This window comes from Umezawaea tangerina, from assembly GCF_003002815.1.
Classification (GTDB): Bacteria; Actinomycetota; Actinomycetes; order Mycobacteriales; family Pseudonocardiaceae; genus Umezawaea; species Umezawaea tangerina.
Genome location: NZ_PVTF01000002.1, coordinates 161,778 through 184,765, shown reverse-complemented (window position 1 = coordinate 184,765; position 22,988 = coordinate 161,778). Strand labels below are relative to the sequence as shown.

Genomic DNA, 22,988 nt, shown 5'->3' with positions numbered 1-22,988 from the left:
CCGGAGAGCGGTAGCGTCGGTCCACGTGCTCCCCACGATCGCCGTCCTGGTCGCGCTCGGTTGCCTGAGCGGGGTCACGACCGTCCTGTTCGGCTTCGGCGGCGGCTTCGTCACCGTCCCGGTCGTGTACTCGGTGGCCGCGGGCGGTCCGGACGCGATGCACGTGGCGGTCGGGACCTCGGCGGCGGTGATGGTGGTCAACTCGTTGGGTGCCACCCTCGCGCTGCACCGCTCCGGCAGGCTGCGCCGGGAGTACCTGTGGCCGCTCGCGGCGTACGTGTCCCTCGGCGCTGTCGTCGGCACCCTGGCGGCCACGCTGGCCCCGGACTCCCTGCTGCACCTGCTGTTCGCGGCCTACCTCGTCGTGACGATCCTCGACGGCGTGCTGCGCCGGGGGTTCCTGCACGGCGGCGCACCCCGCCCGCTGGGGCGGCTCACGACCACGGCGGGCGGGGTGGGGATCGGCGTCGTGGCGAGCTTCCTCGGCGTCGGCGGCAGCGTGCTGACGGTCCCGCTGCTGCGCCGCCGCGGGCTGCCGATGGTCGACGCGGCGGCCATGGCGAACCCGCTGAGCCTGCCGGTGGCCGTCGTCGCGACGACCCTCTACCTGCTCGGACCCGGCGGACCGACGGGCGCGGTCGACGTGGTGGCCGCGGCCGCCCTGCTCGCCGGGTCGCTGCCCACCATCGCGTTCGCCCGCGGGCTGCTTCCCCCGATCCCCGACCGCGCGCACGCCGTGGCCTACCTGTGCCTGCTGGTCGCGGCACTGGTCGCCGTGCTGGTGTGAGTCGGGTCAGCCGCCCGCCAGGATCCGGTCGGTGGCGGTACTGGCCTCGGCCAGCGCGTCGGCGGGGTCGGTCTGGCCCAGCAGGACGCCCTGCACGGCGGTGCCCAGGACCTTGGAGATCTCCGGGTACTGCGCGATGTTGGGCCTGGCCTTGCCCACGTTGTCGGACAGGTTGTCCACGAACAGCCGCGCGGCCGGGTACTTCTGCTGGTAGGCCGGGTAGCCGGGCAGGGTCTGCTCGGACTTGCGCAGCGGCAGGTGCCCGGTCTGGGTGGCGTACTCCAGGTGGATCTCGGGGGACAGCAGCCACTGCAGGAACGGCCACGCCCGCTGCTGCGCGGACTTGTCGAACAGCATGAAGTTGTCCGGACCGGCGATGGTGGAGTGGTTGAGCTTGCCGGGCAGGATCTGCACGCCGTAGTTGACGTCGTCGTTGATCCCGCTCAGGTCCCACGGGCCCGTCCACATCATACCGAGCCTGCCCGAGTTGAACAGGTTCAGGTACTGCTGGTCACCCTGGTCGAGGTACACCGACTTGTCGGTGACGGCCATGTCGCGCAGCAGCTTCGCGGCCTGCAGCCCGGCGGGCGAGTCGAACGCGGCCTTGGTGTTGTCGGGGGTGAGCAGGTCGCCGCCCGCCTGCCAGAGCAGCGCGAGGTAGCGCCACACGGTGTCCTCGGAGCCGTCGTTGACGTAGGCCCACCCGTACCGCGTGCCCTCCCGGTCGGTGAGCCGCTTGGCGGCCGACCGGAAGTCGTCCCAGGTCCACTGCGCCGTCGGCGCGTCCAGGCCCGCCTCGGCGAACAGCTTCTTGTTGTAGACCAGCGCCAGGTTGTCCACCAGCGCCGGGAGGCCGTAGATGTGGCCGTTCACGGTGGCCGCGTCCCGCACGGCGGGGAAGAAGTCGTCCCAGGCGAAGTCGGGGTTCTCCTTGACCAGCTCGGTCAGGTCGGCGGTCTGCGGCCGGGCCGAGAGCGGGGTGATCGAGGAGCCGAACTCGTAGGCGACGGTGGGCGGGTCACCGGAGACGAACGAGGCGAGCGTCTTCTGCAGCGCGGTGTCGTTCCCGCCGTCGAAGACCAGCTCCACCTTCTGGTCGGGGTGCTCGCCGTTCCACCGCTCGGCGAGCTTCACCAGCGCGTCGGCCTCCTGCTCGGTGTAGCCGTGCCACAGCGTCAGGGCGGTGCCGCCCGCGGCCGGGTGTGCTGAGCAGGCGGTTGAGGCGAGAACGATGCCCGTGGTCATGAGTGCCAGCAGGCGTCTGAGTACGCGCCTCGTCATGGAATCTCCAGAAAGCTGCTCGTTTTCGATCGATGAACGGGACGTTAGATCAGCATCGATCACAAAAACAAGGTCTATGTCGACGTCAACTTCAAGTGATCCATGGTCAAGTGCGCAGCACACGCGCCTGGCTGTCGAAGATCGCCATGAGGGCGGTGAGCGATTCGCTCAAACTCGAGCACCGTTCGGTTATCGCTTCGGAGGGCGCGGGCGTTACCGCCCCGGTTGACGCAACCGCAAGGTTGCCATAGTGTCGCAACCGACAAGTTGCTACTCATGCAGGAGGCAGTCGTGGCTTTCCCGGACCGCATCGAACGAGTCGTCGAGATCGCGCACCCGCCCGTCGAGGTGTGGGCGGCCCTCACCACGGCCGAGGGGTTGGGCACGTGGTTCGGCAACAGCGCGACCATCGACCTGCGCCCCGGTGGCGCCGCCGAGCTGACGTGGACCGGTGGTCACCGCGCCGAGCTCCGGATCGAACGCGTCGAGGAGCCCGCCGTGTTCGGCTACACCTGGCACGTCGACGGCCTGCCCGACGACGACCCGCGCCGCACCTACGTCGAGTTCACCCTGGAGCCGGTCGGTGCGGGCACCCGGCTGACCGTGGTCGAGACCGGGTTCGCCCAGGTGCCGGAGGACGTGCGCCGCAAGGCCTTCGACGGCAACACCAACGGGTGGGCGAGCGAGCTGGGCGAGCTGGTCGACTACCTCGATGCAGCCTGAGATCGAGGCGATCGCCGAACAGGTCTTCGTCGCACTGGCCGACCCGAGCCGCCGAGCCGTCCTGGCCGCGCTGGCCTCGGGCGGCCCGGCCACCGCCACCGACCTCGCCGGGCGGCTGCCCATCACGAGGCAGGCGATCGCCAAGCACCTGGCCCTGCTCGCCGAGGCGGGCCTGGTGACGGCCGAGCCGGGGGAGCGGCGCCGGGTGCGCTACCGGCTCCGCTCGGCCCCGATGCAGGTGGCGCAGCAGTTCCTGGCCGCGCTGGCCCGTGACTGGGACGGTCCGCTCGACGCGTTGAGCGACTACCTCGGTCGGTGAGCCCGAGCACGGCACTTCGAGGAGGGAACACCATGGGAGAGCGCGGTTTCACCACCGGCTTCACCGCGGACCGCGGTCCGCGGGAGGTCTTCGACGCGGTTCTGGACGTCCGCGGGTGGTGGTCGGAGGACGTCGAGGGTCGCACGGCCGAGGTCGGTGACGAGTTCACCTGCCGGGCGGGCGAGCCGCACCGCCGCAGGATCAGGGTCACCGAGGTCGTCCCCGACCGCCGGGTCGTGTGGTCCGTGCTGGACGACCACGTCGGCTCCACCGAGGACCGGACCGGGTGGACCGGCACGACCATCGCGTTCGACATCGCCGAACGGGACGGCCGGACCGAGGTCCGCTTCGCCCACGAGGGCCTGCCTGCCGAGCACGAGTGCCACGGGACGTGTTGCGCGGCCTGGGGTTTCCACATCGGGACCAGCCTGCGGGAGCTGGTCGAGACCGGCGTGGGCAGGCCCGACGAGGTCGACCGGCGGCCCGCCGGGGAAGGCGTGCCCCAGGTCGTCGGGGAGCGGGAGTGGCAGGAGGCCCGCGACGAGCTGCTCCGCGCCGAGAAGGAGGCCACCGCCCTGCTCGACGCCCTCGCCGCCCGCCGCCGGCGCCTGCCGATGGTCCCGGTCGCGACCGACTACCGGTTCGACACCCCGGACGGGGTGAGGTCGCTGCCCGACCTGTTCGACGGCCGCGCGCAGCTGGTGGTCTACCAGTTCATGGACAACGGGCCGGACCACTACTGCCCCGGCTGCACCTGGTTCACCGACAACATCCCCTCCACGGCGCCCGCGCTGCTGGCCGAGCAGGGGATCACCTGGATGACCGTGACGAACATGCCCCTCGCGCAGGCCGAGGAGTACAAGGCGCGCAAGGGCTGGACACTGCCGTTCGCGTCCTCGCGCGGCACGACGTTCGCCGACGACTGCGGGGCGGGCGACGGCTTCCGGCTCACGATGTTCCTGCGCGACGGCGACCGGGTCCACCGGACCTACGCCACCACCGGCCGCGGCATCGACCGGCTCGCGTTCGTCACCAGCCTGCTCGACCTGTCGGTGTTCGGGCGGCGGGAGGAGTGGGAGGACTCGCCCGCGGGCTGGCCGCGGCAGCCCACGGCCCGCCACCCGAACACCATGACGGCCGACGGCCGGGCGCTGAGCTTCGGGCGGTTCCGCTGAGCGGCGAGCCGGGTGCCCGGTGGCGGGCGGGCGTCGTTACGGTGGACCGATGGCGTCGGTGAGGCAGGTCCAGGTCACGTTCGACTGCGCGCGCCCCGAGCGCGTCGCCCGGTTCTGGTGCGAGGTGCTCGGCTACGTGGTCCCGGCTCCTCCCACGGGGTTCGACTCGTGGGACGACCACGACCGCTCCCTGCCGCCGGAGAGCCGGGACTCGTGGTTCGCCTGCGTCGACCCCACGGGTGCGGGCCCTCGGCTGTTCTTCCAGCGCGTCCCAGAGGGCAAGGTCGTCAAGAACCGGGTGCACCTCGACGTGCGGGTGGGCACCGGGCTCGTGGGTGCCGAGCGCCTGGCCGTCCTCAAGGCGGAGTCCGACCGGCTGGTCGCGCTCGGCGCGACCGTCGTGCGGGTGCTGGAGGCCGACGAGGAGAACGAGTCCTGCATCGTGATGCAGGACGTCGAGGGCAACGAGTTCGACCTCGACTGAGGGTGCTCACGGCGTGAGCAGCCGGTCCTGTTCGGTGGGCGGCGTCCCGCCGTGCCAGGGCAGCGGCTCGCCGAACCGGACCAGCTCGCCGTGCAGCGCCGGGTCGACGCCGTCGGCGGACACCAGGTCCAGGACCGCCCGCGCGGCCCGCGCCGGGGAGCGGGCCGCGCTGAAGTCGGCGAACCACGGCCGCGAGGTCGCGGTGTCGACCATGCCGGGGCAGACCGAGGCGACCAGCGTCCCGGTGGCCAGGTCGCGCTCCCGGCGTTCGGCCGCGACCGCCCGCACGGCGGCGACCTGGGCCACCTTGGACGGCACGTTCAGCCACCGCGGCCACCCCTCGTCCCGCGCGGTCCCCGACCGGACGGCCTCGCGCCAGGACTCGACGGCGCGCTCGACCCCGTCGAGGGACGCGCCGTCGAACAGCGGCCGGAGCCGGGCGGGCAGGTGACCGAGGGAGCCCAGCGTGCTCGCCACCACGAGCAGCCGTCCGCCGTCGCGCAGCACCGGGCCGAACGACCGGAGCACCGCGTGGGTGGCGCTGTTGGACACGTCGATGAACTCGTCGGCCTGCGCGGCCTGGGACACCTCGGGGAGCAGCCGCATGATCGCGTTGGAGATCATGACGTCGACCCCGCCGTGCCGCTCGGCCAGTTCGGCGGCCAGCGCGGCCACCGAGCTGGCGTGGACGACGTCCAGCACCCGGCCCTCGACCCGTGCTCGGGTGGCCGGTGCCCGTGCGACCTCACCGGCGGCGTCCGCGACGCGGCGGGCGTCGCGGCCGGTGAGCAGGACGAGGTCGTCCGGACCAAGCCGGGCGGCCAGGCCCTCGACGAGGGCGCGGCCGAGACCCTGGTTGGCCCCGGTGACCAGTGCGATGCGCGGAATGCCCATGAGGGTCACGCCAGGAACGGCCCGGCCATGAGTCCGACGACGGTCGGGCACACCTGGTACGCGTGGACGTCATGGACTTCGGGGACGTCACGCTGACCGCCCTGCGGGTCTTCCGCGCGGTCGCCGAGCAGGGCCGGTTCACCGCCGCCGCGGTCTCGCTGGGCTACACGCAGTCCGCGGTGTCGCGGCAGATCGCCTCCCTGGAACGGGCGGCGGGCGTGGAGCTGTGGGAACAGCGCTGGGAGGGGGTGCGGCTGACCGCTGCCGGGCGGGTCGTCCTGCGGCGGGCCGTCCGGGTGCTGGACGAGGTCGACGCGACCGCGCGCGAGCTGTCCGGTGCCCGGACCGCGACCGTGCACGTCGGCTGGTTCACCAGCGCGGGTGCGGCCCTGCTGCCGGCGGCGCTGACCGCGTTGCGCGGCACGGACCCCGCGATCACCGTCGTGACCAGGGAGGGCAGCACCCCGGCACTCGTCCGCGCGCTGCGGGCGGGCAGCGTGGACCTCGCCCTGCTCAGCTCCGCGCCGCCGTTCCGACCACCGGACGCCGAGTCGCCCGCGCTGGAGCTGCGCACCCTCACCGAGCGCGGCCTGCGCCTGGCCGTCCCCGCGGGCCACCCGCTCGCCAGGGGCGAGTTCGTCGACGTCGCCGACCTGGACGGGCAGCGCTGGATCGCGGGACCGGCCACCGGCGAGGACCACCTGATGGGTGTGTGGCCGGGGCCGGGCGGGCGGCCGGAGGTCGCGCACACCGCCAGGGACTGGCCGGCCAAGCTCCGGCTCGTCGCCGCGGGCTGCGGGCTGACCACGGTCCCCGCGCTGCTCGCCACCGCTGTGCCGGAGGGCGTGCGCGTCCTGCCGGTCCGCGGCGGTCCGCAGGAGGTGCGGCGCCTGGTCCTGGCCAGGCTCCCGCACCCGCCGACCGAGGCCGAGGCCCGCGTCGCCGAGGCCCTGCGCACCGCGGCGACGACCCTGGGCCCCGCACGGTAGGGGGCGGGTCGAACAGGGGGAGGACTGGGGTCGGAACGCGTTAAGCAGCAACGATTCCGGTGCTGGACCGTCTCCTTTGGACGGATGCCGACCTCCCCGCCGCCTGCGTCTTGTGGAGGTTCGGGACCTTCCGAGATGATCGCCGGACCGACGACCCACCCGACCCCGGTGACCACGAGGTTCCGCGTCCCCTCCCCGGCGCGTGGACCCGTGGTCGGGCGGAAGGAAGAAACCCATGCCACGGACCGGATCCACGTCACCACCCCACGGGCGCCCGCGGCCCACCGCCGCCCGCCTCGCCGCGCTCCTCCTGTCGACGGCCCTGGTCGTCGCGGGCCTCACCTCCCCCGCCGAGGCCGGGACCGGACGAGCGGGCGGCGGTGGGCCGATCAGGGTGATGGTGGTCGGCGACTCGATGACCCACGGCGCCGAGGGCGACTGGACCTGGCGCTACCGCCTCTGGCAGTGGTTCCGCGACGAGGGCGTCGCCGTCGACTTCGTCGGCCCGTACACCGGCACCCAGGACGCCGCCGTCGCCGCGCCCCCGGCCCCGCCCGCGCTGCAGGACGACCCGCCCGCCCCCGCGTCGCCGCCCCGCACCTCGGGCGCGTACGCCGCGGGCGCTGAGTCGTTCGACAGCGACCACTTCGCGGTCTGGGGCCGCCAGGCGGCCCAGGACAAGTCCCGGATCCGCGAGCAGGTGGCCCGCTACCAGCCCGACTACCTGCTGGTGGGGCTCGGCTTCAACGACCTCGGCTGGTTCGTCAGCGGCCCCGAGGGCACCCTCGACAGCATGAGGACGCTGGTCGACGAGGCCCGCGCCGCGAAGCCGGACGTCAAGCTGGCCCTGGCCAACGTCCCCCAGCGCACCAGGATGGACGGCCGCGAGGACCTGCCCCGCAACACCGACGCCTACAACGGGATGCTGGCCGCCGCGATCCCGTCGTGGAGCACGCCGGAGTCGCCCGCGGCGCTGGTGGACTGGCGCGGCAACTACGCCTGCGAGCTGGACGGCTGCCCCGACGGCTACGACGGCCTGCACCCCAACGCCTCCGGCGAGTACAAGATCGCTCAGGCTTTCGAGCGCACCCTGCACGACAGCTACGGCCTCGGCGCCGACGTGCCCGCGGTCCCCGGCACCATCCCGGCGCGGCCGACGCCCGTGCCGGGCAACGTCGTCGCGAGCCCCAGCCTTGGCGGCGTCACGGTCACCTGGGACGCCGTCTTCGGCGCCTACGGCTACACCGTCCGCAGCAGGCTCAAGGGTGCCACGACGTGGAACGAGTCCAGGGTGGGCGCGAACCGCCACGACACCGGGTGGACGTCGGACGGCCAGGAGTACGAGTACCAGGTCCGCACCGAGAACGGCGACCAGGTGCACTCCGACTGGTCGGCGGTCGTCGGCGCGGTCGCCCACCCGCGGACCGCGCGCGGTCCGGGCGACATCGTCACGCACGCCACCGCCACCGGGGTCGACGTGTCGTGGGGCGAGCCGACCGGCGACCACACCGACACGATCGACCGCTACCAGATCATCACCCTGGACAAGGACGTCCCCGGCGCGTGGATCGGCGGCACCGCCGTGAAGGGGAGGTCGGTGCACATCGACGGGCTCGTGCCCGGCCACCACTACTCCGTGGCCGTCGCGACCTGGAACGCCGCGGGCGGTGGCATCCCCGCGGGAGCCCGGCCCGTGGTGGTCGGTGCGGGCACCCCGCCCGTGCCGACCGACCTGCGGGTCACCTCCACCGACGCCGTGACCGTGCGGCTGTCGTGGACCGGGTCGAGCCAGGCCGCCGGGTACCGGGTGTGGGTGCGCGACGTGAACAGCGGCGCACCGTCCACGGCGGACGAGAACGTCGTGGAGTCCACCACCCACGGCGTCACCTACCTGTTCCCCGGCGTGTGGAACTACGAGTTCTGCGTCACGGCGGTCAACGGCGCGGCCGAGTCGGGCAAGTCCGAGTGCGTCGTGGCACCCCGCCCCGAGGGCAGCTGACCCCGGCCGTCCCGCGACCACGGGAGCCCCGGAAACCGAGAACACCGGTTTCCGGGGCTCCTCCGCGTTTACCGCCGCGCATTTCCCGTCGACCGATCGGTCTGCCCTCCACGCCCGGTCGGGCAGACGTCCGAATGGTCGTGCCCGTTCTTCCCCCGGCGGTGCCCGATTAGACCGACGCACGCCCGGCCGCCCTTGTCCACCGGAAGGCACCGCAGGTTCGAAAGTCTGTGGAGAAAAAAGTGTTATCCGCCGGGATCGCGTCCACCGGGGGTCTCAAAGACTTTGCAGATGCATTCCCGATGTTTGCACGGGCACACTTCTTGTTTGCACCGGCACACATTTTCGCTGCTGATCCGTGATCGAATCGTGCTGGTCACACCCCTAAAGCGGGCCGTTCGGCGGTACGTATTGCGCCGTTCGCGGCATTGCGCGCCGAGGAGCGGTCGACTCTGATGGGGCCGCACAACCGAAAGGGAAATCGCCAACCGCATTCTGCGACCGGCGGATTGATTTCCCGACTTGTCCAAACCTGCGACACACAGCACGCGGCATGTCGGTCACGTCATGCCCGCGTACTCCGCGACACCCTGCGGGCGACTCCCTGCACGCCCATCACGCGGATGAACAGCAAGGAGATCCGAACACCATGTTGAGCAGAAGGTCCTTCCTCGGCGGCATGTCCGCCGCTGTCGTGGGCGCACCGCTGATGGGTGCCGCGTTCGGCGGCCTCGCGACGGCGGCCCCCCGTCACGCCGTCGCCAAGGCCGCCGGTGGTTCGCTGCCCCTCACGATCGTGAACCACACGTACCGGTACACGAACCAGCAGATCTTCGCGTACATCGTCGGAACGGACCTCAAGACCGGCCAGCAGATCTTCGTCACCCGCGACGGCGCCGCGACCCCGGTCTCGGCCGCCAACAACGGGTCCGAGGGCTTCGCGGACCTGTCGATCCCGATGGTGCAGGACGGCGACACGCACCTCGCCATCCCGGCCAACATGTCGGGCCGCGTCTACTTCTCCATCGTGGACAAGGTGAAGTTCAAGGTCGTCGCGGACGGCAACGGCAACGCCGCGCTCCAGCACCCCGCGGGCTGGGTGTCGGGCGACCCGAGCTTCTCGGTGCTGCACGACTGGATCGAGTTCACGCACAACGACGGCGGCATGTTCTGCAACACCACGATGGTCGACATGTTCAGCATCCCGCTGGCCATCCGGCTCGTCGGCTCGACCACGCAGGACACCGGCCGCCTGGTCGACGGCGGCCGTGACAAGATCTTCGACCACGTCTCGGCCGACCCGACCTACGCCAAGCTGGTCGTCAAGGACAAGCTGCGGATCATCGCGCCCGGCCACGGCATCGACAGCGGCATCTTCCCGGCGAACTACTTCGACTCCTACATCGACGCGGTGTGGAACAAGTACTCGTCGGAGACCCTGACCGTGAACACCGGCGCGGGCAGCTTCACCGGCCGGGTCGTCGACGGCAGGTTCACCTTCTCCGACGGCATCGCGTCCTTCGCCAAGCCGACGACGCTGGACCTGCTCTACTGCAACGGCGCGCTCGGCGCGCCCAACGACGGTCGGACCGGACCGGTCGCCGCGATCCTCGGTGCCGCGTTCAACCGGTCGACGCTGCTGACCAGCACGACCCAGCCCACCACCGACCGCGGGTCGTTCTACAAGGACCGGATCAGCAACCGCTTCTCCGAGGCTATGCACCTCAACACCGTCGACGGCAACGCCTACGGCTTCGCGTTCGACGACGTGGCCAGCTTCGCCTCCTACGTGCAGGACGGTGCCCCCACCTCCATCACGGTGAGCCTGACCAACTTCTGATGAGCTGGACGGTGATCTCCACGTTCCCCTGCAGTACGTGGAGGTCACCGTCCTTTGTGGAAGTTCCACCACCGGGGCCGGGCGAGGAGGGGGCAGTGGTCAAGACCAGCGGAGCGGACCGGGAGTCGCGGTGCTACCCCGTCCAGGGCAAGGCACTGCGGATCCAGACCGACAACCCGCCGCGCGGGCACGGTTTCCTCCTCGGCCCGCGAAGCCGGACCGTGCCACCGCCCCGCGACCCGAGGTCCGCCGAGGGCCTGTCGTGGCTCGTCAAGACGCCCTTCCAGCCCTGAAGCCCTAGGGCGTGTATTCGAAGTCCGTGTTCGCGGTAGCCGGGCCTGAGGCGGCCCCTGGGGGCACGGCCTGGTGGTCCGCATACAACAGCGGTATGCGGACCACCAGGCCGCACCGCCAGGAACCACCTCAGGCGCGACTCCCATCGAACGAGACTTCGACACACGCCCTAGCCCCGGCCGCGCCAGGGCAGCAACCGGCCGGTCCCGGCGGGCGGCCGGGCCCCGTCCGCGGCGATCGCCTTGCGGGCCACCCGCAGGAACTCCCTGCGCGCCGACTCGACGCCCTTCCCGGCCCCGAGCAGCGCCTGGGTGAACGTCGTCGCGTCCCACGTCACGTGCACCCCGTGCCTGCCGAGGTACAGCCCCACCGCGTGCACCCGGTACCGGTCTGCCGTGTCCAGCCACGTGTACGCCGCCAGCCGCCACAACCAGCGCGCCACCACTTCCGGGTCGTCGGCGTGCACGGTCGTCGTCACGTCCAGCAGCCGGTCGCCGACCAGCAGGTCCGCGTCGGCCCAGTGGTCGACCAGCACCGGCGCCGACACGCCCCACACCCCGGCGGGCAGCCCGCTGCCCGCCTGCCCGGTGTCCGCCCGCTTGAGCGCCGCCGGACCGGCGGGCTCGGCGTAGTCGTGGCCCCACCCGCGCCACAGCTCCAACGGCCGTTCCCGCTGGTCGCCCTGGTTCTGGCGCAGCCGCTCGGCCAGCTCGGCCAGCTCGACGACCAGCGCCTCCTCGGGCAGGTCCCACAGGTCGTCCACCGTGTAGCCCTCCCGCGCGTGCAGCCCGGCCAGCCACTCCGGCAGGTCGTCGGACGCCCAGCCCGCGAGCAGCACGCACATCCTCGCGAACCCGGCCTCCACGTTCGGCGTGCCCAGGACGCCGGGCCCGGCGTGCCCGTCGAGGTAGCGGACCAAGCGGCCGAAGAGCTCCGTGAGCACCGGCTCGTGCCGGGTCGGCGGCGGACCGTCGTCCGGCCCGGCCAGGTCGACCCACCCGCCGGGCGCGGGCCGCAGCTCCAGCCCGCGGGCGGCCCGGCCGGGGGCGAGGCCGCGGTGCGACGGGAACCCCGCCGCGGTCCGGTCCGCCCACTCGCGGGACGCGAGCCCGGCGCGGACGAGCCCGTGCAGGGCGCGGTACGGGGGAGCGCCGTCGACCAGCAGGGCCAGCCGGGCGCCGAACGCGCCCTCGACCAGCGCCCAGTGCTCCGGCCCGACCGGCCCGGCGGGCCGCACCGGCTCCACCCTGAGCGCGGTGGCGGTGATCGACTGCGCCAGGCGCCCGGTGCCGGGGAAGCGGCCCGCGAACCACGCGCCGAGCGCTCCGCCGTCGAGCTGGCTGGTCAGACTCACCGGAGCATCATCCCCTCAGCCGTCCACACCGGCCTGTCCAGGTCCACACCGGACGGCCGGGAGAAAAGTCCGACGGTCCTGTCCGATCCGGCGCGTCCCGTTCGAGGCACAGGTGAGGCCACTCGAACGAAGGAGACAGCGACATGACTCCGACGCTCACCCGCACCACCCGACCGCTGCTCGTCTGCGGCGTCCTCGCGGGCCCGCTCTACGTCGGCACCTCCCTCGCGCAGGCGTTCACGCGCGAGGGCTTCGACCTGGGCGAGCACGCCTGGAGCCTGCTCGCCACCGGCGACCTCGGCTGGATCCAGACCGCGAACTTCGTGGTCACCGGCCTGCTCACGATGGCGGCCGCGGTCGGCCTGCGGTGGGCGTCCGTGCGCGGCGCGGCGCTGGTCGGCGGTTACGGCCTGAGCCTGGTCGCGGCGGGCGCGTTCCGCGCCGACCCGGTGCCGGGCTTCCCCGTCGGCGCGCCCGCCACGACGACGCCGACCTGGCACGGCATGCTGCACCTCGTGGTCGGCGGGATCGGGTTCGCGTGCCTCGTCGCCGCCTGCCTCGTGCTGGCGGCGGGCTTCGCCCGTGCCGGGAACACCGGGCTGACCTGGTTCTCCCGCGTCACCGGTGTGGTGTTCGCCGCCGCGTTCGTCGGCATCGCGAGCGGGTCGCGCGGCCTCGCCGTGCTCGCGTTCTGCGCCGCCGTCGTCCTCGCCTGGGCGTGGCTGGGCACCGTGTGCGCCCGGTTCGCCCGTGTCGCGGCCTGACCCCACCGACCCGTCCACCGAAAGGACCACGACCATGCGCTACCTCGTCCTGCTGAAGGCCGCCCAGCCCACCACCCCGCCGCCTCCCGGTCTGCTGGAGGCGATCATGAAGCTCGGCGCGGACGCCACCGCCGCGGGCGCGCTGCTGGACACCGCGGGCCTCGCCCCGAGCGCGGCCGGGGCCAGGGTGACCCTGGAGGGCGGCGGGCTGAGCGTCACCGACGGCCCGTTCGCCGAGGCGAAGGAGACCATCAGCTACGCCCTCTACGAGGTCCGGTCCAAAGAGGAGGCCGTGGAGTGGACGTCCCGCTTCATGAAGCTCCACCGCGACCTCTGGGAGGGCTGGGACGGCGTGGCCGAGGTGCTGAAGGTGTTCGGCCCCGAGGACTTCGGCGGCCAGGGCTGAACCCCGCGTGCGAGGATCGGTGGCCATGACGTCCACCGATCCCCGCCGCGTGGTGGAGGCGGTCTGGCGGATCGAGTCCGCCCGGATCGTCGCGGGTCTCGCGCGCCTGGTCGGCGACGTCGGCCTCGCCGAGGAGCTGGCCCAGGACACGCTGGTCATCGCGTTGGAGCGGTGGCCGACGGACGGGGTGCCGGACCACCCCGGCTCCTGGCTGATGGCGACGGCCAAGCACCGCGCCGTCGACCTGCTGCGCAGGCGCACCCGCTACCGGGAGAAGCTCGCCGAGATCGGCCGGGCGACCACGGATGTCGACGACCCTGACCTGGCCGCGGCGCTCGACGACTACGTGGGCGACGACCTGCTGCGTCTCGTCTTCACCACCTGCCACCCGGTGCTGCCGACGGAGTCGCGGGTGGCGCTCACCCTCCGGCTGCTCGGCGGGCTGACCGTCCCCGAGATCGCCCGTGCGTACCTGGTGTCGGAGGCGGCGGCCGCCCGGCGCATCACCCGCGCGAAGCGGACGCTCGCCTCCGAGCGGATTCCCATCGAGCTGCCGCCACCGGCCGAGGCCGCCCAACGCCTGGCCTCCGTGCTGGAGGTCGTCTACCTGGTCTTCAACGAGGGGTACGCGGCGACCGCGGGCGACGACTGGACCCGGCCGTCGCTGTGCCAGGAGGCGCTGCGGCTCGGCCGCGTCCTGGCCACGTTGGCGCCGCACGAGCCCGAGGTGCACGGGCTGGCGGCGCTGATGGAGCTGCAGGCGTCGCGGCTGCCCGCGCGGACCGATGCCACCGGGGCACCGGTGCTGCTGCAGGACCAGGACCGGTCGCGGTGGGACCGGCTGCTCGTCCGCCGCGGCCTGGACGCGCTCGCGCTGGCGGAGGGCACGTTCGGGCCGTACGCGTTGCAGGCGTCGATCGCGGCCTGCCACGCACGGGCGGCGCGGGCCGAGGACACCGACTGGGACCGCATCGCGACGCTGTACCAGGTGCTCGCCCACGTGTCGCCGTCCCCGGTGGTCGAGCTCAACCGCGCGGTGGCGGTCGGCCACGCCCACGGCGCCCAGCACGGGCTGGCCGTCGTCGACGCGCTGGAGCTGCCGAACTACGCGCTGGTGCCCGCGGTGCGCGGTGACCTGCTGGCCAGGTTGGGCCGCTCGGCCGAGGCCCGCGAGGAGTTCCTCCGCGCCGCCGCGATGACGCGGAACACGCGTGAGCGGGAGCTGTTCGAGGGGCGCGCGGCGGGGCTCGAAGGGTGAGGATCCCGGCTTGGGGCCGAACGAGTGGTCCTGGGGTTGAACGAGTGGACCGGGTGTTCCGTAGTCCTCGGTGTGAGGCTGCTGCGATGTGATGACGCCGAGGTCACCGGGCTGGCGCTGCGGGCGCGGGCGGGGGATCCGGGGGCCGTGGAGGGGTTCGTGCGCGCCACCCAGGGGGACGTGTGGCGGTTCGTGGCACACCTGGCCGGGGACGTGCAGCTGGCCGACGACCTGGCGCAGGAGACCTACCTGCGCGCGCTGCCGAGCCTGGCGCGGTTCCAGGGGAGGTCGTCGGCGCGGACGTGGCTGCTGTCCATCGCGCGGCGGGTGGTGGCCGACCACATCCGGTCGGTGCGGGTCCGGCCGCGGGTGGACGGGCGGGACGACTGGGTGAGCGTGGCGGAGAGGGCGCAGCCGGGGCAGCCGGGAGTGGCCGAGGGGGTTGTGCTGAACGCGGTCGTGGCGTCGTTGGAGGGGGAGCGGGGGACGGCGTTCGTGCTGACGCAGGTGCTGGGGCTGTCGTACGCGGACGCGGCTGAGGTCTGCGATTGTCCGGTGGGGACGATTCGGTCGAGGGTGGCGAGGGCGCGGGAGGATCTGGTGGGGTTGTTGGGGGAGGGGAGGAGGTCGGTGGGGTAGGGGTGTTGTGTGTCGTCCAGTATGGGTGAGCTGGTGAGTTGAAACCGGGTGTCGCTACAGCCGTCTCCGGGTGCGGTCGGCTTGACTTGGGGCCCCTTTTTTGGGCTTCGTCGGGCGAAAAAGGGCAGTTGGTAGAGCCTGCCCGCCGCCGCAAGTTTAAGCCCAAAAACCCCAAGTCAAGCCGACCCCACGGCGGACGAGCCCCGCTCGCTTCCAGCGTCGTTGGGTGACTTGTGTTTCGGTTCCAGCGTCGTTGGGTGGGCGCCTTGTCGCTTCCAGCGTTGTTGAGCCGTCGGCGTTCGCTCACCGCTTGTGGTCAGGCGGCGTGTTTGCGGCTTACCGGGCGTAGGTGGCGCCAGCGGCTGGGGCCGTTGTCGTTGTGGGGGTTGGGGGTGGGGGTGTTGTCGGTGTCGATGTCGAGCGGGGAGTCCGTGTTTGTGGTGGTGCGGGCGCCGTCTTCCGGGGTGTGGCGGGTGCGGTGGACGATCAGGAGGACGACGAGGCCGAGGACGAGGAAGAGGTGGGTGGTGATGCGGGCGAGCGTGGCTGTGCCGGTGATGAGGTCGTGGGTGGAGAAGAGGGTGAGGACGGTGACGAAGCCGGCCATGACGGGGAGGAGGCCGGTGCTGGCTTTGGGGCGGAGGGCGGTCCAGAGCATGCCGAGGCCGAGGGCGAGGTTCCAGGCGGTGCTCTCGTTGAAGAGGTGCGGGGAGCCGTGGGCGGCGTGGACGTCGGTGCCGCCCGTGCTGAACACCTGAGCCAGCCCGAGCGTGAGCTGGGCGACGCCGATGCCCGCCAGGACCATGCGGGGGTACCAGCCGCGCGTCGTCCGAGGTCGGGGGAGTGGCGGTGGGGTGGCGGCGAGGATCTGGGCGGTGAGGTCGGGGACCTCGACCGCCGGGCGGATGCGCAGGCCGCGGGTGATGGTGGCGACATCTTGTTGCCACTTGCGGCAGGCGGCGCAGGACGCGAGGTGGGCATCGGTCACCTCGGTGGGCACGGGTTCGGGCTCACCGTCGGCTCGCGCCGACACGGCTTCCCGGCAGATGTCGCAGTCCACGTGGAGATTGTCGCTCCAAGAGGAGCAGAAGTTCCCGCGGGTTTCTGGGTTAGCCTCATCCACCGTGCCCACTACACGTGACGACGACGCGGTGACGGAATGCGCTCTCGCCGCCGGTGCAGGTGACCGGGCGGCGTTGGAGCGGTTCATCCGCGCCACGCAGCGCGACGTGTGGCGGTTGGTGGCCCACCTCGCCGACGTCCGCGTGGCCGACGACCTCACCCAGGAGGTCTACCTGCGCGCGCTGCGCAGCCTCCCCGGCTTCGAGGGGCGGTCGTCCGCGCGGACGTGGCTGCTGTCGATCGCGCGGCGGACGGTGGTCGACCACGTGCGGGCCGCGGTGGCCCGGCCGTCGATCGCGTGGGCGGCCGACTACGTGCAGGCCTCCGACGCCGACACGTGGAAGAACACGCGCACCGGGTTCGAGGACGTCGTCGAGCTCAACGTCATGCTGGCCGCCCTGACCCCGGACCGCCGGGAGGCGCTGCTGCTGACCCAGGTGTTCGGGCTGTCCTACGCCGAGGCCGCCGAGGTGTGCGGCTGCCCGATCGGCACGGTCCGCTCCCGCGTCGCACGAGCCCGCGACGACCTGCTGAGGGCGGGGGACCAGGAGGACTCGGGCGCGGTCTGATCCCGCCGCGGACCTGCCCGCACGGCAACGTTCCGCGCCGACGGCCGCCCGCGTCCACACCGGACCGCGATGCGCGGGAACCAGGACGGGGCGGGAGCCGACTACTGGGTGTTGGGCCGGCAGGGGATCGGGCCCGGACAGGAGTCGGGACGTGCGTTGTCGGGTGCTGTGCGGTGTGCTGGTCACCGCGGCCTTTTTGCTCTCGGCGTGCGCGGGCGGGGTGTCCGCCTCCGCGCCGCAGGCACCCGCCGGAGCCGGGTTCCCGGTGGAACTGGAGAACTGCAAGGGATCCGCGGTCACCTTCGACGCCCCGCCGTCGAAGATCGTGACGAGCAACGCCTCCAGCCTGGAGATGCTGTTCTGGCTCGGCGCGCAGGACCGGGTGCTGGGCACCGGGTTCCCACCAGCCGAGGGCACCATGCCCGAGCGGTTCGCCCGGGACGCGGCGAAGATCCAGGTGTTGGGCGACAAGGTGATCGCCAAGGAGAAGCTGCTCGGCTCCGGTGCCGACCTGTACATCGACACGTTCAGCAACATGGGCATGATGGGCGGTGCCGCTGGTGTCGCCCCCACCGAGGAGGAGTTCGCCGCGGTCGGCATCAAGCACCTCTTCCTCCAGTCCACCGCCTGCCCGGCCCAGTCCGGTGGTCCGGTGGTGGACCTGTCGGCGGTCGAGGGCGATCTCAAGCGCCTCGGCGCGATGACCGGCACGTCGCCCAGGGCCGGGGAGCTGGTGGCGGAGATGGAGCGCAAGACCGGCGAGGTCCGCGACGCGCTCGCGAAGGTGCCGCAGGACCAGCGGCCGACGTACTACTTCTTCGACGTGGGCGCGACTCCCGGCCAGCCGGTCGCGGCGTGCAACCAGCAGGTCGCCAACGCCGTGATCACCCTCGCCGGAGCCCGCAACGTCTACGGCGACTGCTCGGGCGGGTTCAAGCCGGTGGGCTGGGAGGACGTCGTCGCCCGCGACCCGGACTGGATCCAGCTCGGCGTCCGCAACCGCGGCGACGCGCGGGCCAACCAGGCCGGGTTCGACGAGGCCGTGAAGTTCCTCAAGGAGTTCCCCGCCACCGCCGGGCTCAAGGCGGTCCGCGAGGACAGGTTCCTCCGGATCCCCTCGGAGCGCACGACCATCGCGAGCGTCCGCAACGCCGACACCGTCCGCGAGATCGCCACGACGCTGTACCCGGACCTCGTCAAGGCGGGCTGACCGTGGCCGTGTTGTCGTTGCGCCGCAAGCAGGATAGGGACACATCGGCGGCGCGGGCCGGTCTCGTCGCGGCGGTGCTGGTGGTGGCGCTGGTGGTGCTGCTGACGGTGGCGGTGTCGCTGGGGTCGAGCAGCATCCCGGTCGGCCAGGTCTGGGCGGCGGTCGGCCGCAAGCTGACCGGTGCCGCGCCGGCGGCCGGGACGTCCGACGTGATCGTGTGGCAGCTGCGCGTCCCCCGCGCCCTGCTGGCCGCGATCGTGGGCGCCGGGCTGGGACTGGTCGGCACGGCCGTGCAGGCGTTGGTGCGCAACCCGTTGGCCGACCCCTACCTGCTCGGCATCTCCTCCGGTGCCTCGCTCGGCGCCGTCGCGGCCATCGTGCTCGGCGCGGGCGCGGGTGGGCTGTTGGGGCTCGGCCTGTCCGGCGCCGCGTTCGTCGGCGCGCTGGTGTCGTTCAGCCTCGTGTGGACGATGGCGCGCCGGGGCGGCGGCTTCTCCCCGTTGCGCCTGGTGCTGGCGGGCGTCGGCATCGGGCAGTTCCTGTCCGGCATCACCAGCTACCTCGTCCTGCAGACCGCCGACGAGCAGCAGACCCGCGGCGTGCTGTTCTGGCTGATGGGCAACCTCGGCGGTGCGAAGTGGAGCCTGCTCGCCGTGCCCGCGGCAACCGTGGTGCTCGTCGGTCTGCTGCTGCAGTCCCGCGCCCGAGGTCTCAACGCGCTGCTGATGGGCGACGAGACCGCCGCCGGGCTGGGCGTCGACGTGGCGAGGCTGCGCCGGGAGCTGTTCGTCGCCACCAGCGTGCTCACCGGGGTGCTGGTCGCGGTGTCCGGCGCGATCGGATTCGTCGGCCTGATGGTGCCGCACGTGTGCCGCCTCGTCGTCGGCGGCGACCACCGGCGCCTGCTGCCCGTCGCCGCGCTCACCGGCGCGGTCCTGCTGGTCGCGGTCGACGTCGTCGCCCGCACCGCGCTGGACACCCAGGAGCTCCCCGTCGGCGTGGTCACCGCGTTCATCGGCGCGCCCACCCTGCTCTACCTGCTCGACCGCAGGCTGGAGGCGTAGATGAGGCTGGAGATCGAGGACCTGCGCGTCGCGCTGTCCGGCCGCGAGGTGGTCTCCGGCGTCCACCTGCTGGCCGGGGACGGCGAGATCGTCGGGCTCGTGGGCCCCAACGGCAGCGGCAAGTCCACCGTGCTGCGCACCGTCTACCGGCACCTGCGCCCCACCGCCGGGAAGGTGCTGCTCGACGGCGACGACATCCGCGACCTCACCGCCCGGCAGGCCGCCCGCCACGTCGCCGCGCTGCCCCAGGAGCGCGGCACCGACTTCGAGCTGTCGGTCCGCGAGGTCGTCGCGATGGGCCGCACCCCCTACAAGCGCGCGTTCGCGGGCGAGGACCCCGAGGACCGGGAGATCATCACCACCGCGCTGGAGCAGGTCGGCATGGCGGCCGACGCCGGGCGCGGGTTCTCCACGCTGTCCGGCGGCGAGCGCCAACGCGTCCTGCTCGCCCGCGCGTTCACCCAGCGGCCTGACGTCCTGGTCCTCGATGAGCCGACCAACCACCTCGACGTGCGGCACCAGGTCGAACTGCTGGCCCTGCTGCGCGAGCACCGCCGCACCACGGTCGTCGCCCTGCACGACCTCAACGCCGCCGCGTCGGTCTGCGACCGCCTGCACGTCCTGCACGACGGCGCCGTCGTCGCCTCCGGCACCCCGCGCGAGGTGCTGACGAGCGAGCTGATGGCCGGGGTGTTCGGCGTGCGGGCCGCGGTCGTGGACCACCCCCTCACCGGCGACCCGCTCATCGCCTTCGACCACCGCGCGCCCGCGGACGTACCGGTGGTCGCTTGAGGGGGAACCGCGCCCGGTGCCAGGCCGACCCGTGCGATGACACCAGGGGAGGTGGGACATGACCGCACCACCGAGGGAAGGCGCTCGCGCGCGGGTCTTGGTCCCGGCGGTGCTGAAGGCGGCGATGGCGTTCTCGATGCTGCCGCTGTTCCTCCTCGGCACCCTGGCCCCCGCGCTGGTCGCCGAGTTCGCCATCCCGCGCCCGCTGCTGGGGGCGCTGGTCACCGCGGGATTCGACGTGGTCGCGGTGCTGTCGCTGGTGATCGGCCCGGTGGTGGACGCGGTCGGGGCGCGGCGGTCGGCGGTCGCGCTGTTCGCCGTCAGCGGGACGGCGCTGGCCGCGTTCGCCACGGCGTCGCACCACCTGGTGCTGGTGGCGGCGGTGGGGCTGGCGGGAGTGCCGCAGGCGCCGGCCGACCGGTCCACCAACAAGATCGTCGCCACCGCCGTCGAGCCCGCCCGCCGTGGCGTGCTCATCGGGGTCAAGTAGTCCGGCGTTCAGCTGGGCGCGTTCGTCGCGGGCCTGCCGCTGGCGTGGCTGGCCGACGGCGTCGACTGGAGGGCGGCGGTCGGGACGGCGGCCTGCCTGGCGCTGCTGTTCGCGGCGGCCGGGTTCCTGCTGCCCGCCGACCCGGCACCCGCGCGGTGTCCGGTGTTCGCGGTGTCACTGTCCGCGGGCCCGACGGTGTGGTGGCTGCTGGGGTTCCACGACCCCGGCCCGCACCGCGTGCAACCCCAGCACAGCCCGCACCAACGTCGTCTTCCCCGACCCGTTGGTGCCGGTCAGGGCGACCCGCTCACCGGCCTCCACCACCAGGTCCACACCCCGCACGGATGTCCCGCCGCCCATGCGCGCACGTCACCCCGCGCAGGCACACCCGAAACGCCACCGCCACCACATTCGTCGCCCACCTGGTTCGCCCAGTAGTCGCGACACGAGGGGTGTTGGTTCCCCGTCACCTAGGCTTGATCACCGGGCGGTCAGATCGTCCGTCGGCACGGGCTGCCTGAGGTAGCCCATGATCGCGTTGTCGATCACCTTGGCCTCACCGGTGGCCATGAACCCACCCCGGTCCACGGCTTGGGCGATGGGTTCACGGCACCGCCGACCGATCTCGGCGAACCGCGGCAACCACTCGCCGAACGCGACCCGGTCGTTCGGAACCGCCTTCTGGCCGGTGAAGAAGGTGAACGTGTACTGGCGGTCGATCGGCGGCACGAGGTCGGGCAACAGGTGGTGCAGGAACTTGCTCCCCGCGACGATCTGCGTGCCGGACGTGCTGACCTTCATGCCGGCGTACACGTACTCGAGGAAGCGTTCGTCGTCGAGCAACGACGTCACCCTGGTGTGCAGGCGTCTGCGCTCGATGGCACGTTCGTGGAAGTACAGGCTCGGCCCAGGGAATGCCTGGCTCCGTTCGAAGGCCTCGACCCACCCGGCGAAGTTCGCGATCAGCGACTCCACGTTGCGCGTCTTGTCGCGACGTGGAGTCCGCCGGACCTGAACGGAGGAAGGGGCCTCTGCCGGAGTGGCCGGGGTGTCGGTCGTGATGAGGGCGTTGACCAGTTTGCCGTCGGCGCCGCGGTAGCGGGTGATGACCCGATCGGCGGCGAGCTGCCTGCAGATCGTGTTGACGTGGTGCCGGTCCATCGACGCGATGCGGGCGATCTGGTCGTCGTCGACGGGGAGACGGCTGGTGTGCAGGGCGGACAGGACCTGCGCTCGTCGGCTTGTCCCTTTTGGTGTCACACCGGCATTGTGCCGCTCCCGCGGCATCACGCGCGGCAGGCCGCCTTCGGTGGTGGGGCGAGGTCGTCCCACCACCGAAGGCGATGGCTCAGCCCACGTACCGGGCCAGCCAGGTGCGGGTGGCGGTGCGGTAGTCGGGGGAGTTGAGGGCGAGGGCGATGGAGTGGCCGGAGCCGGGGAGGACGTAGACGGACAGGTGGGCGGAGGGGCTGAAGTAGGGGGCCTCCTGGGCGCGCAGGGCGTCGGCTGTGGAGCAGTCGCGGATGAGGCCGCAGAAGCCGGTGTCGGCGGTGCCGTTGGCGAGCAGGACGGGCACGTCGATGCCGGTGGACATCGGGCTGACGAGGCCGAGGGAGATGATGTCGACGAGGCTGGTGGCGGAGACCTGGTCTTTCGCGTACTGCTCGTCGGCCTGCACGGCGAGCGGGTCCAGGTCGGTGGGGCCGTGGTACATGGTGCCGCGGGCGCCGGGCCTGGAGGTGAGGTAGCCGGGGTCGCCGCCGCGGGGCGACAGCTGGGGGTCGAGGGTGACCGGTTGCAGGCCGAGGCCGACGTCGCCGACGACGACGGGCACGTTGGGCAGGTGGGTGACGCCGGTCAGCACGACGCCGTCCACGTCGTGGTAGGTCGCGGCCTCGATCACGGAGATGGCGGACCCGGCCGAGTGGCCGACGAGGACGACCTTGCCGTAGGCGGTGCCGCCGATCTGGCCCGCGCGCAGCCTGCCCACGACCTGGTGCACGGCCGATGCCTGGCTCAGGCCGGTCAGCAGGGTGCTGAGCGGGCGGGTGCTCTCGCCGACGCCGAGCTCGTCGACCGCGAACGTCGCGAGCCCGTGCGCGGCCATGTCCCGCTGGTAGGAGAAGCGCTCCGGCTGGTAGGGCAGGTCCCAGTAGACGCGGTTGTACGTGGCGCCGTGCAGCAGGAGCTGGATCGTCGTCGGGGTGCTGTCACCGGGCAGGCACAGCTGCCCGCGCACGGTCATCGGCAGCAGCACCACGGCCGTGACGGGCACGGAGACGGTGGAGCACCGCGGCGCCGCGGGGGCGGCGGCGGCCGGGACGACGGGCTGCGCGGAGAGCGCGACGGCACCGGTGATCAGGGACGTTACGAGTGTCCGTAGAAATCGCATTCTTGCAGACCTGCTCAAGGTCGGGGATGGGGAAGGTGGCACAGTACTGCCATCGAGTCGACCGCCACGATCACCTGATCGGTTATCTCCGCGCGACGATTCCCACAATATTTTTCGCGGATCGAACGTCCCACCTATGGCGC

25 protein-coding genes are annotated in these 22,988 nt (G+C 72.5%); 18 read left to right on the top strand and 7 right to left on the bottom strand.

Annotated elements, in window-relative coordinates; translation table 11 throughout:
• Window positions 1-25 precede the first annotated feature (25 nt).
• Window positions 26-787, top strand: a complete 762-nt coding sequence (locus CLV43_RS06935) for a sulfite exporter TauE/SafE family protein (RefSeq protein ID WP_106186220.1) — start codon at window positions 26-28, stop codon at window positions 785-787.
• A gap of 6 nt (window positions 788-793) precedes the next feature.
• On the opposite strand, the gene CLV43_RS06930 is transcribed toward CLV43_RS06935, so the two are convergent.
• On the bottom strand, window positions 794-2,068 hold the full coding sequence (locus tag CLV43_RS06930; protein WP_106186219.1) for an ABC transporter substrate-binding protein: 1,275 nt from the start codon (window positions 2,066-2,068) through the stop codon (window positions 794-796).
• Window positions 2,069-2,359: 291 nt separating this feature from the next.
• On the opposite strand from CLV43_RS06930, the gene CLV43_RS06925 reads away from it, so the two are divergent.
• From CLV43_RS06925 to CLV43_RS06910, 4 genes are read left to right on the top strand one after another with little or no spacing between them, the layout of a single operon-like run.
• Window positions 2,360-2,791, top strand: a complete 432-nt coding sequence (locus CLV43_RS06925; protein ID WP_106186218.1) for an SRPBCC domain-containing protein — start codon at window positions 2,360-2,362, stop codon at window positions 2,789-2,791.
• Window positions 2,781-3,110, top strand: coding sequence for an ArsR/SmtB family transcription factor (locus tag CLV43_RS06920; protein WP_106186217.1), 330 nt, complete (start codon window positions 2,781-2,783; stop codon window positions 3,108-3,110). Before CLV43_RS06925 ends, CLV43_RS06920 begins: the two co-directional genes overlap by 11 nt.
• 32 nt (window positions 3,111-3,142) lie before the next feature.
• Window positions 3,143-4,285, top strand: coding sequence for a DUF899 family protein (locus CLV43_RS49130; protein WP_106186216.1), 1,143 nt, complete (start codon window positions 3,143-3,145; stop codon window positions 4,283-4,285).
• 49 nt (window positions 4,286-4,334) lie between these two features.
• The gene (locus tag CLV43_RS06910) at window positions 4,335-4,769 is read left to right on the top strand and encodes a VOC family protein (RefSeq protein ID WP_106186215.1); all 435 of its coding nucleotides are present in this window, start codon (window positions 4,335-4,337) and stop codon (window positions 4,767-4,769) included.
• Window positions 4,770-4,775: 6 nt separating this feature from the next.
• Here the strand turns inward: CLV43_RS06910 and CLV43_RS06905 are convergent, their stop codons facing one another.
• A complete protein-coding gene (locus CLV43_RS06905) occupies window positions 4,776-5,657 on the bottom strand; it encodes an SDR family NAD(P)-dependent oxidoreductase (RefSeq protein WP_211304300.1) in 882 nt (293 codons plus the stop codon).
• Window positions 5,658-5,734: 77 nt separating this feature from the next.
• Between CLV43_RS06905 and CLV43_RS06900 the strand changes: the two genes are divergently transcribed.
• From CLV43_RS06900 to CLV43_RS06885, 4 genes are all read left to right on the top strand, one after another.
• The gene (locus tag CLV43_RS06900) at window positions 5,735-6,652 is read left to right on the top strand and encodes a LysR family transcriptional regulator (RefSeq protein ID WP_211304299.1); all 918 of its coding nucleotides are present in this window, start codon (window positions 5,735-5,737) and stop codon (window positions 6,650-6,652) included.
• Window positions 6,653-6,887: 235 nt separating this feature from the next.
• Complete coding sequence (locus CLV43_RS06895) at window positions 6,888-8,651, top strand: fibronectin type III domain-containing protein (RefSeq protein ID WP_106186213.1); 1,764 nt, start codon at window positions 6,888-6,890, stop codon at window positions 8,649-8,651.
• A 649-nt stretch (window positions 8,652-9,300) separates the two neighbouring features.
• Window positions 9,301-10,491 (top strand): beta-1,3-glucanase family protein, encoded by a 1,191-nt coding sequence (locus CLV43_RS06890; RefSeq protein WP_106186212.1) that lies wholly within the window; start codon window positions 9,301-9,303, stop codon window positions 10,489-10,491.
• Window positions 10,492-10,586: 95 nt separating this feature from the next.
• Window positions 10,587-10,784 (top strand): hypothetical protein, encoded by a 198-nt coding sequence (locus CLV43_RS06885; protein ID WP_106186211.1) that lies wholly within the window; start codon window positions 10,587-10,589, stop codon window positions 10,782-10,784.
• 170 nt (window positions 10,785-10,954) lie between these two features.
• Here the strand turns inward: CLV43_RS06885 and CLV43_RS06880 are convergent, their stop codons facing one another.
• Window positions 10,955-12,139: a hypothetical protein gene (locus CLV43_RS06880; protein ID WP_106186210.1), complete on the bottom strand. Its 1,185-nt coding sequence runs from the start codon at window positions 12,137-12,139 to the stop codon at window positions 10,955-10,957.
• Window positions 12,140-12,282: 143 nt separating this feature from the next.
• Between CLV43_RS06880 and CLV43_RS06875 the strand changes: the two genes are divergently transcribed.
• The 4 genes from CLV43_RS06875 (at window position 12,283) to CLV43_RS06860 (ending at window position 15,206) form a co-directional block, all read left to right on the top strand.
• The gene (locus CLV43_RS06875; protein ID WP_106186209.1) at window positions 12,283-12,903 is read left to right on the top strand and encodes a DUF998 domain-containing protein; all 621 of its coding nucleotides are present in this window, start codon (window positions 12,283-12,285) and stop codon (window positions 12,901-12,903) included.
• A 34-nt stretch (window positions 12,904-12,937) separates the two neighbouring features.
• Window positions 12,938-13,309, top strand: a complete 372-nt coding sequence (locus CLV43_RS06870; protein WP_106186208.1) for a YciI family protein — start codon at window positions 12,938-12,940, stop codon at window positions 13,307-13,309.
• 25 nt (window positions 13,310-13,334) lie between these two features.
• Window positions 13,335-14,567 carry an RNA polymerase sigma factor gene (locus tag CLV43_RS06865; protein WP_106186207.1) on the top strand — a complete coding sequence of 411 codons (1,233 nt, stop codon included), beginning with the start codon at window positions 13,335-13,337 and terminating at the stop codon, window positions 14,565-14,567.
• Between the two features lie 72 nt (window positions 14,568-14,639).
• On the top strand, window positions 14,640-15,206 hold the full coding sequence (locus CLV43_RS06860) for a sigma-70 family RNA polymerase sigma factor (RefSeq protein WP_211304268.1): 567 nt from the start codon (window positions 14,640-14,642) through the stop codon (window positions 15,204-15,206).
• Window positions 15,207-15,522: 316 nt separating this feature from the next.
• On the opposite strand, the gene CLV43_RS47005 is transcribed toward CLV43_RS06860, so the two are convergent.
• Window positions 15,523-16,266 carry a zf-HC2 domain-containing protein gene (locus CLV43_RS47005; protein WP_170155720.1) on the bottom strand — a complete coding sequence of 248 codons (744 nt, stop codon included), beginning with the start codon at window positions 16,264-16,266 and terminating at the stop codon, window positions 15,523-15,525.
• Between the two features lie 64 nt (window positions 16,267-16,330).
• Between CLV43_RS47005 and sigC the strand changes: the two genes are divergently transcribed.
• From sigC to CLV43_RS06825, 5 genes are all read left to right on the top strand, one after another.
• The gene (sigC, locus tag CLV43_RS06845) at window positions 16,331-16,897 is read left to right on the top strand and encodes an RNA polymerase sigma factor SigC (protein ID WP_245886199.1); all 567 of its coding nucleotides are present in this window, start codon (window positions 16,331-16,333) and stop codon (window positions 16,895-16,897) included.
• Between the two features lie 151 nt (window positions 16,898-17,048).
• Window positions 17,049-18,107, top strand: a complete 1,059-nt coding sequence (locus CLV43_RS06840; RefSeq protein WP_211304267.1) for an ABC transporter substrate-binding protein — start codon at window positions 17,049-17,051, stop codon at window positions 18,105-18,107.
• 2 nt (window positions 18,108-18,109) lie between these two features.
• Window positions 18,110-19,171, top strand: coding sequence for a FecCD family ABC transporter permease (locus CLV43_RS06835; RefSeq protein WP_245886198.1), 1,062 nt, complete (start codon window positions 18,110-18,112; stop codon window positions 19,169-19,171).
• A complete protein-coding gene (locus CLV43_RS06830; RefSeq protein WP_106186204.1) occupies window positions 19,172-19,963 on the top strand; it encodes an ABC transporter ATP-binding protein in 792 nt (263 codons plus the stop codon).
• A gap of 58 nt (window positions 19,964-20,021) precedes the next feature.
• On the top strand, window positions 20,022-20,453 hold the full coding sequence (locus CLV43_RS06825; protein WP_106186203.1) for an MFS transporter: 432 nt from the start codon (window positions 20,022-20,024) through the stop codon (window positions 20,451-20,453).
• 174 nt (window positions 20,454-20,627) lie between these two features.
• Here CLV43_RS06825 and CLV43_RS50310 read toward each other — a convergent pair whose 3' ends face one another.
• The 3 genes from CLV43_RS50310 to CLV43_RS06810 form a co-directional block, all read right to left on the bottom strand.
• Entirely contained in the window at window positions 20,628-20,813 is a 186-nt protein-coding gene (locus CLV43_RS50310; protein WP_211304266.1) for an ATP-binding cassette domain-containing protein, read from the bottom strand.
• Window positions 20,814-20,933: 120 nt separating this feature from the next.
• Window positions 20,934-21,713 carry a hypothetical protein gene (locus CLV43_RS06815; RefSeq protein WP_146174667.1) on the bottom strand — a complete coding sequence of 260 codons (780 nt, stop codon included), beginning with the start codon at window positions 21,711-21,713 and terminating at the stop codon, window positions 20,934-20,936.
• An 88-nt stretch (window positions 21,714-21,801) separates the two neighbouring features.
• Window positions 21,802-22,845, bottom strand: a complete 1,044-nt coding sequence (locus tag CLV43_RS06810; protein ID WP_106186201.1) for an alpha/beta hydrolase — start codon at window positions 22,843-22,845, stop codon at window positions 21,802-21,804.
• Window positions 22,846-22,988 lie beyond the last annotated feature (143 nt).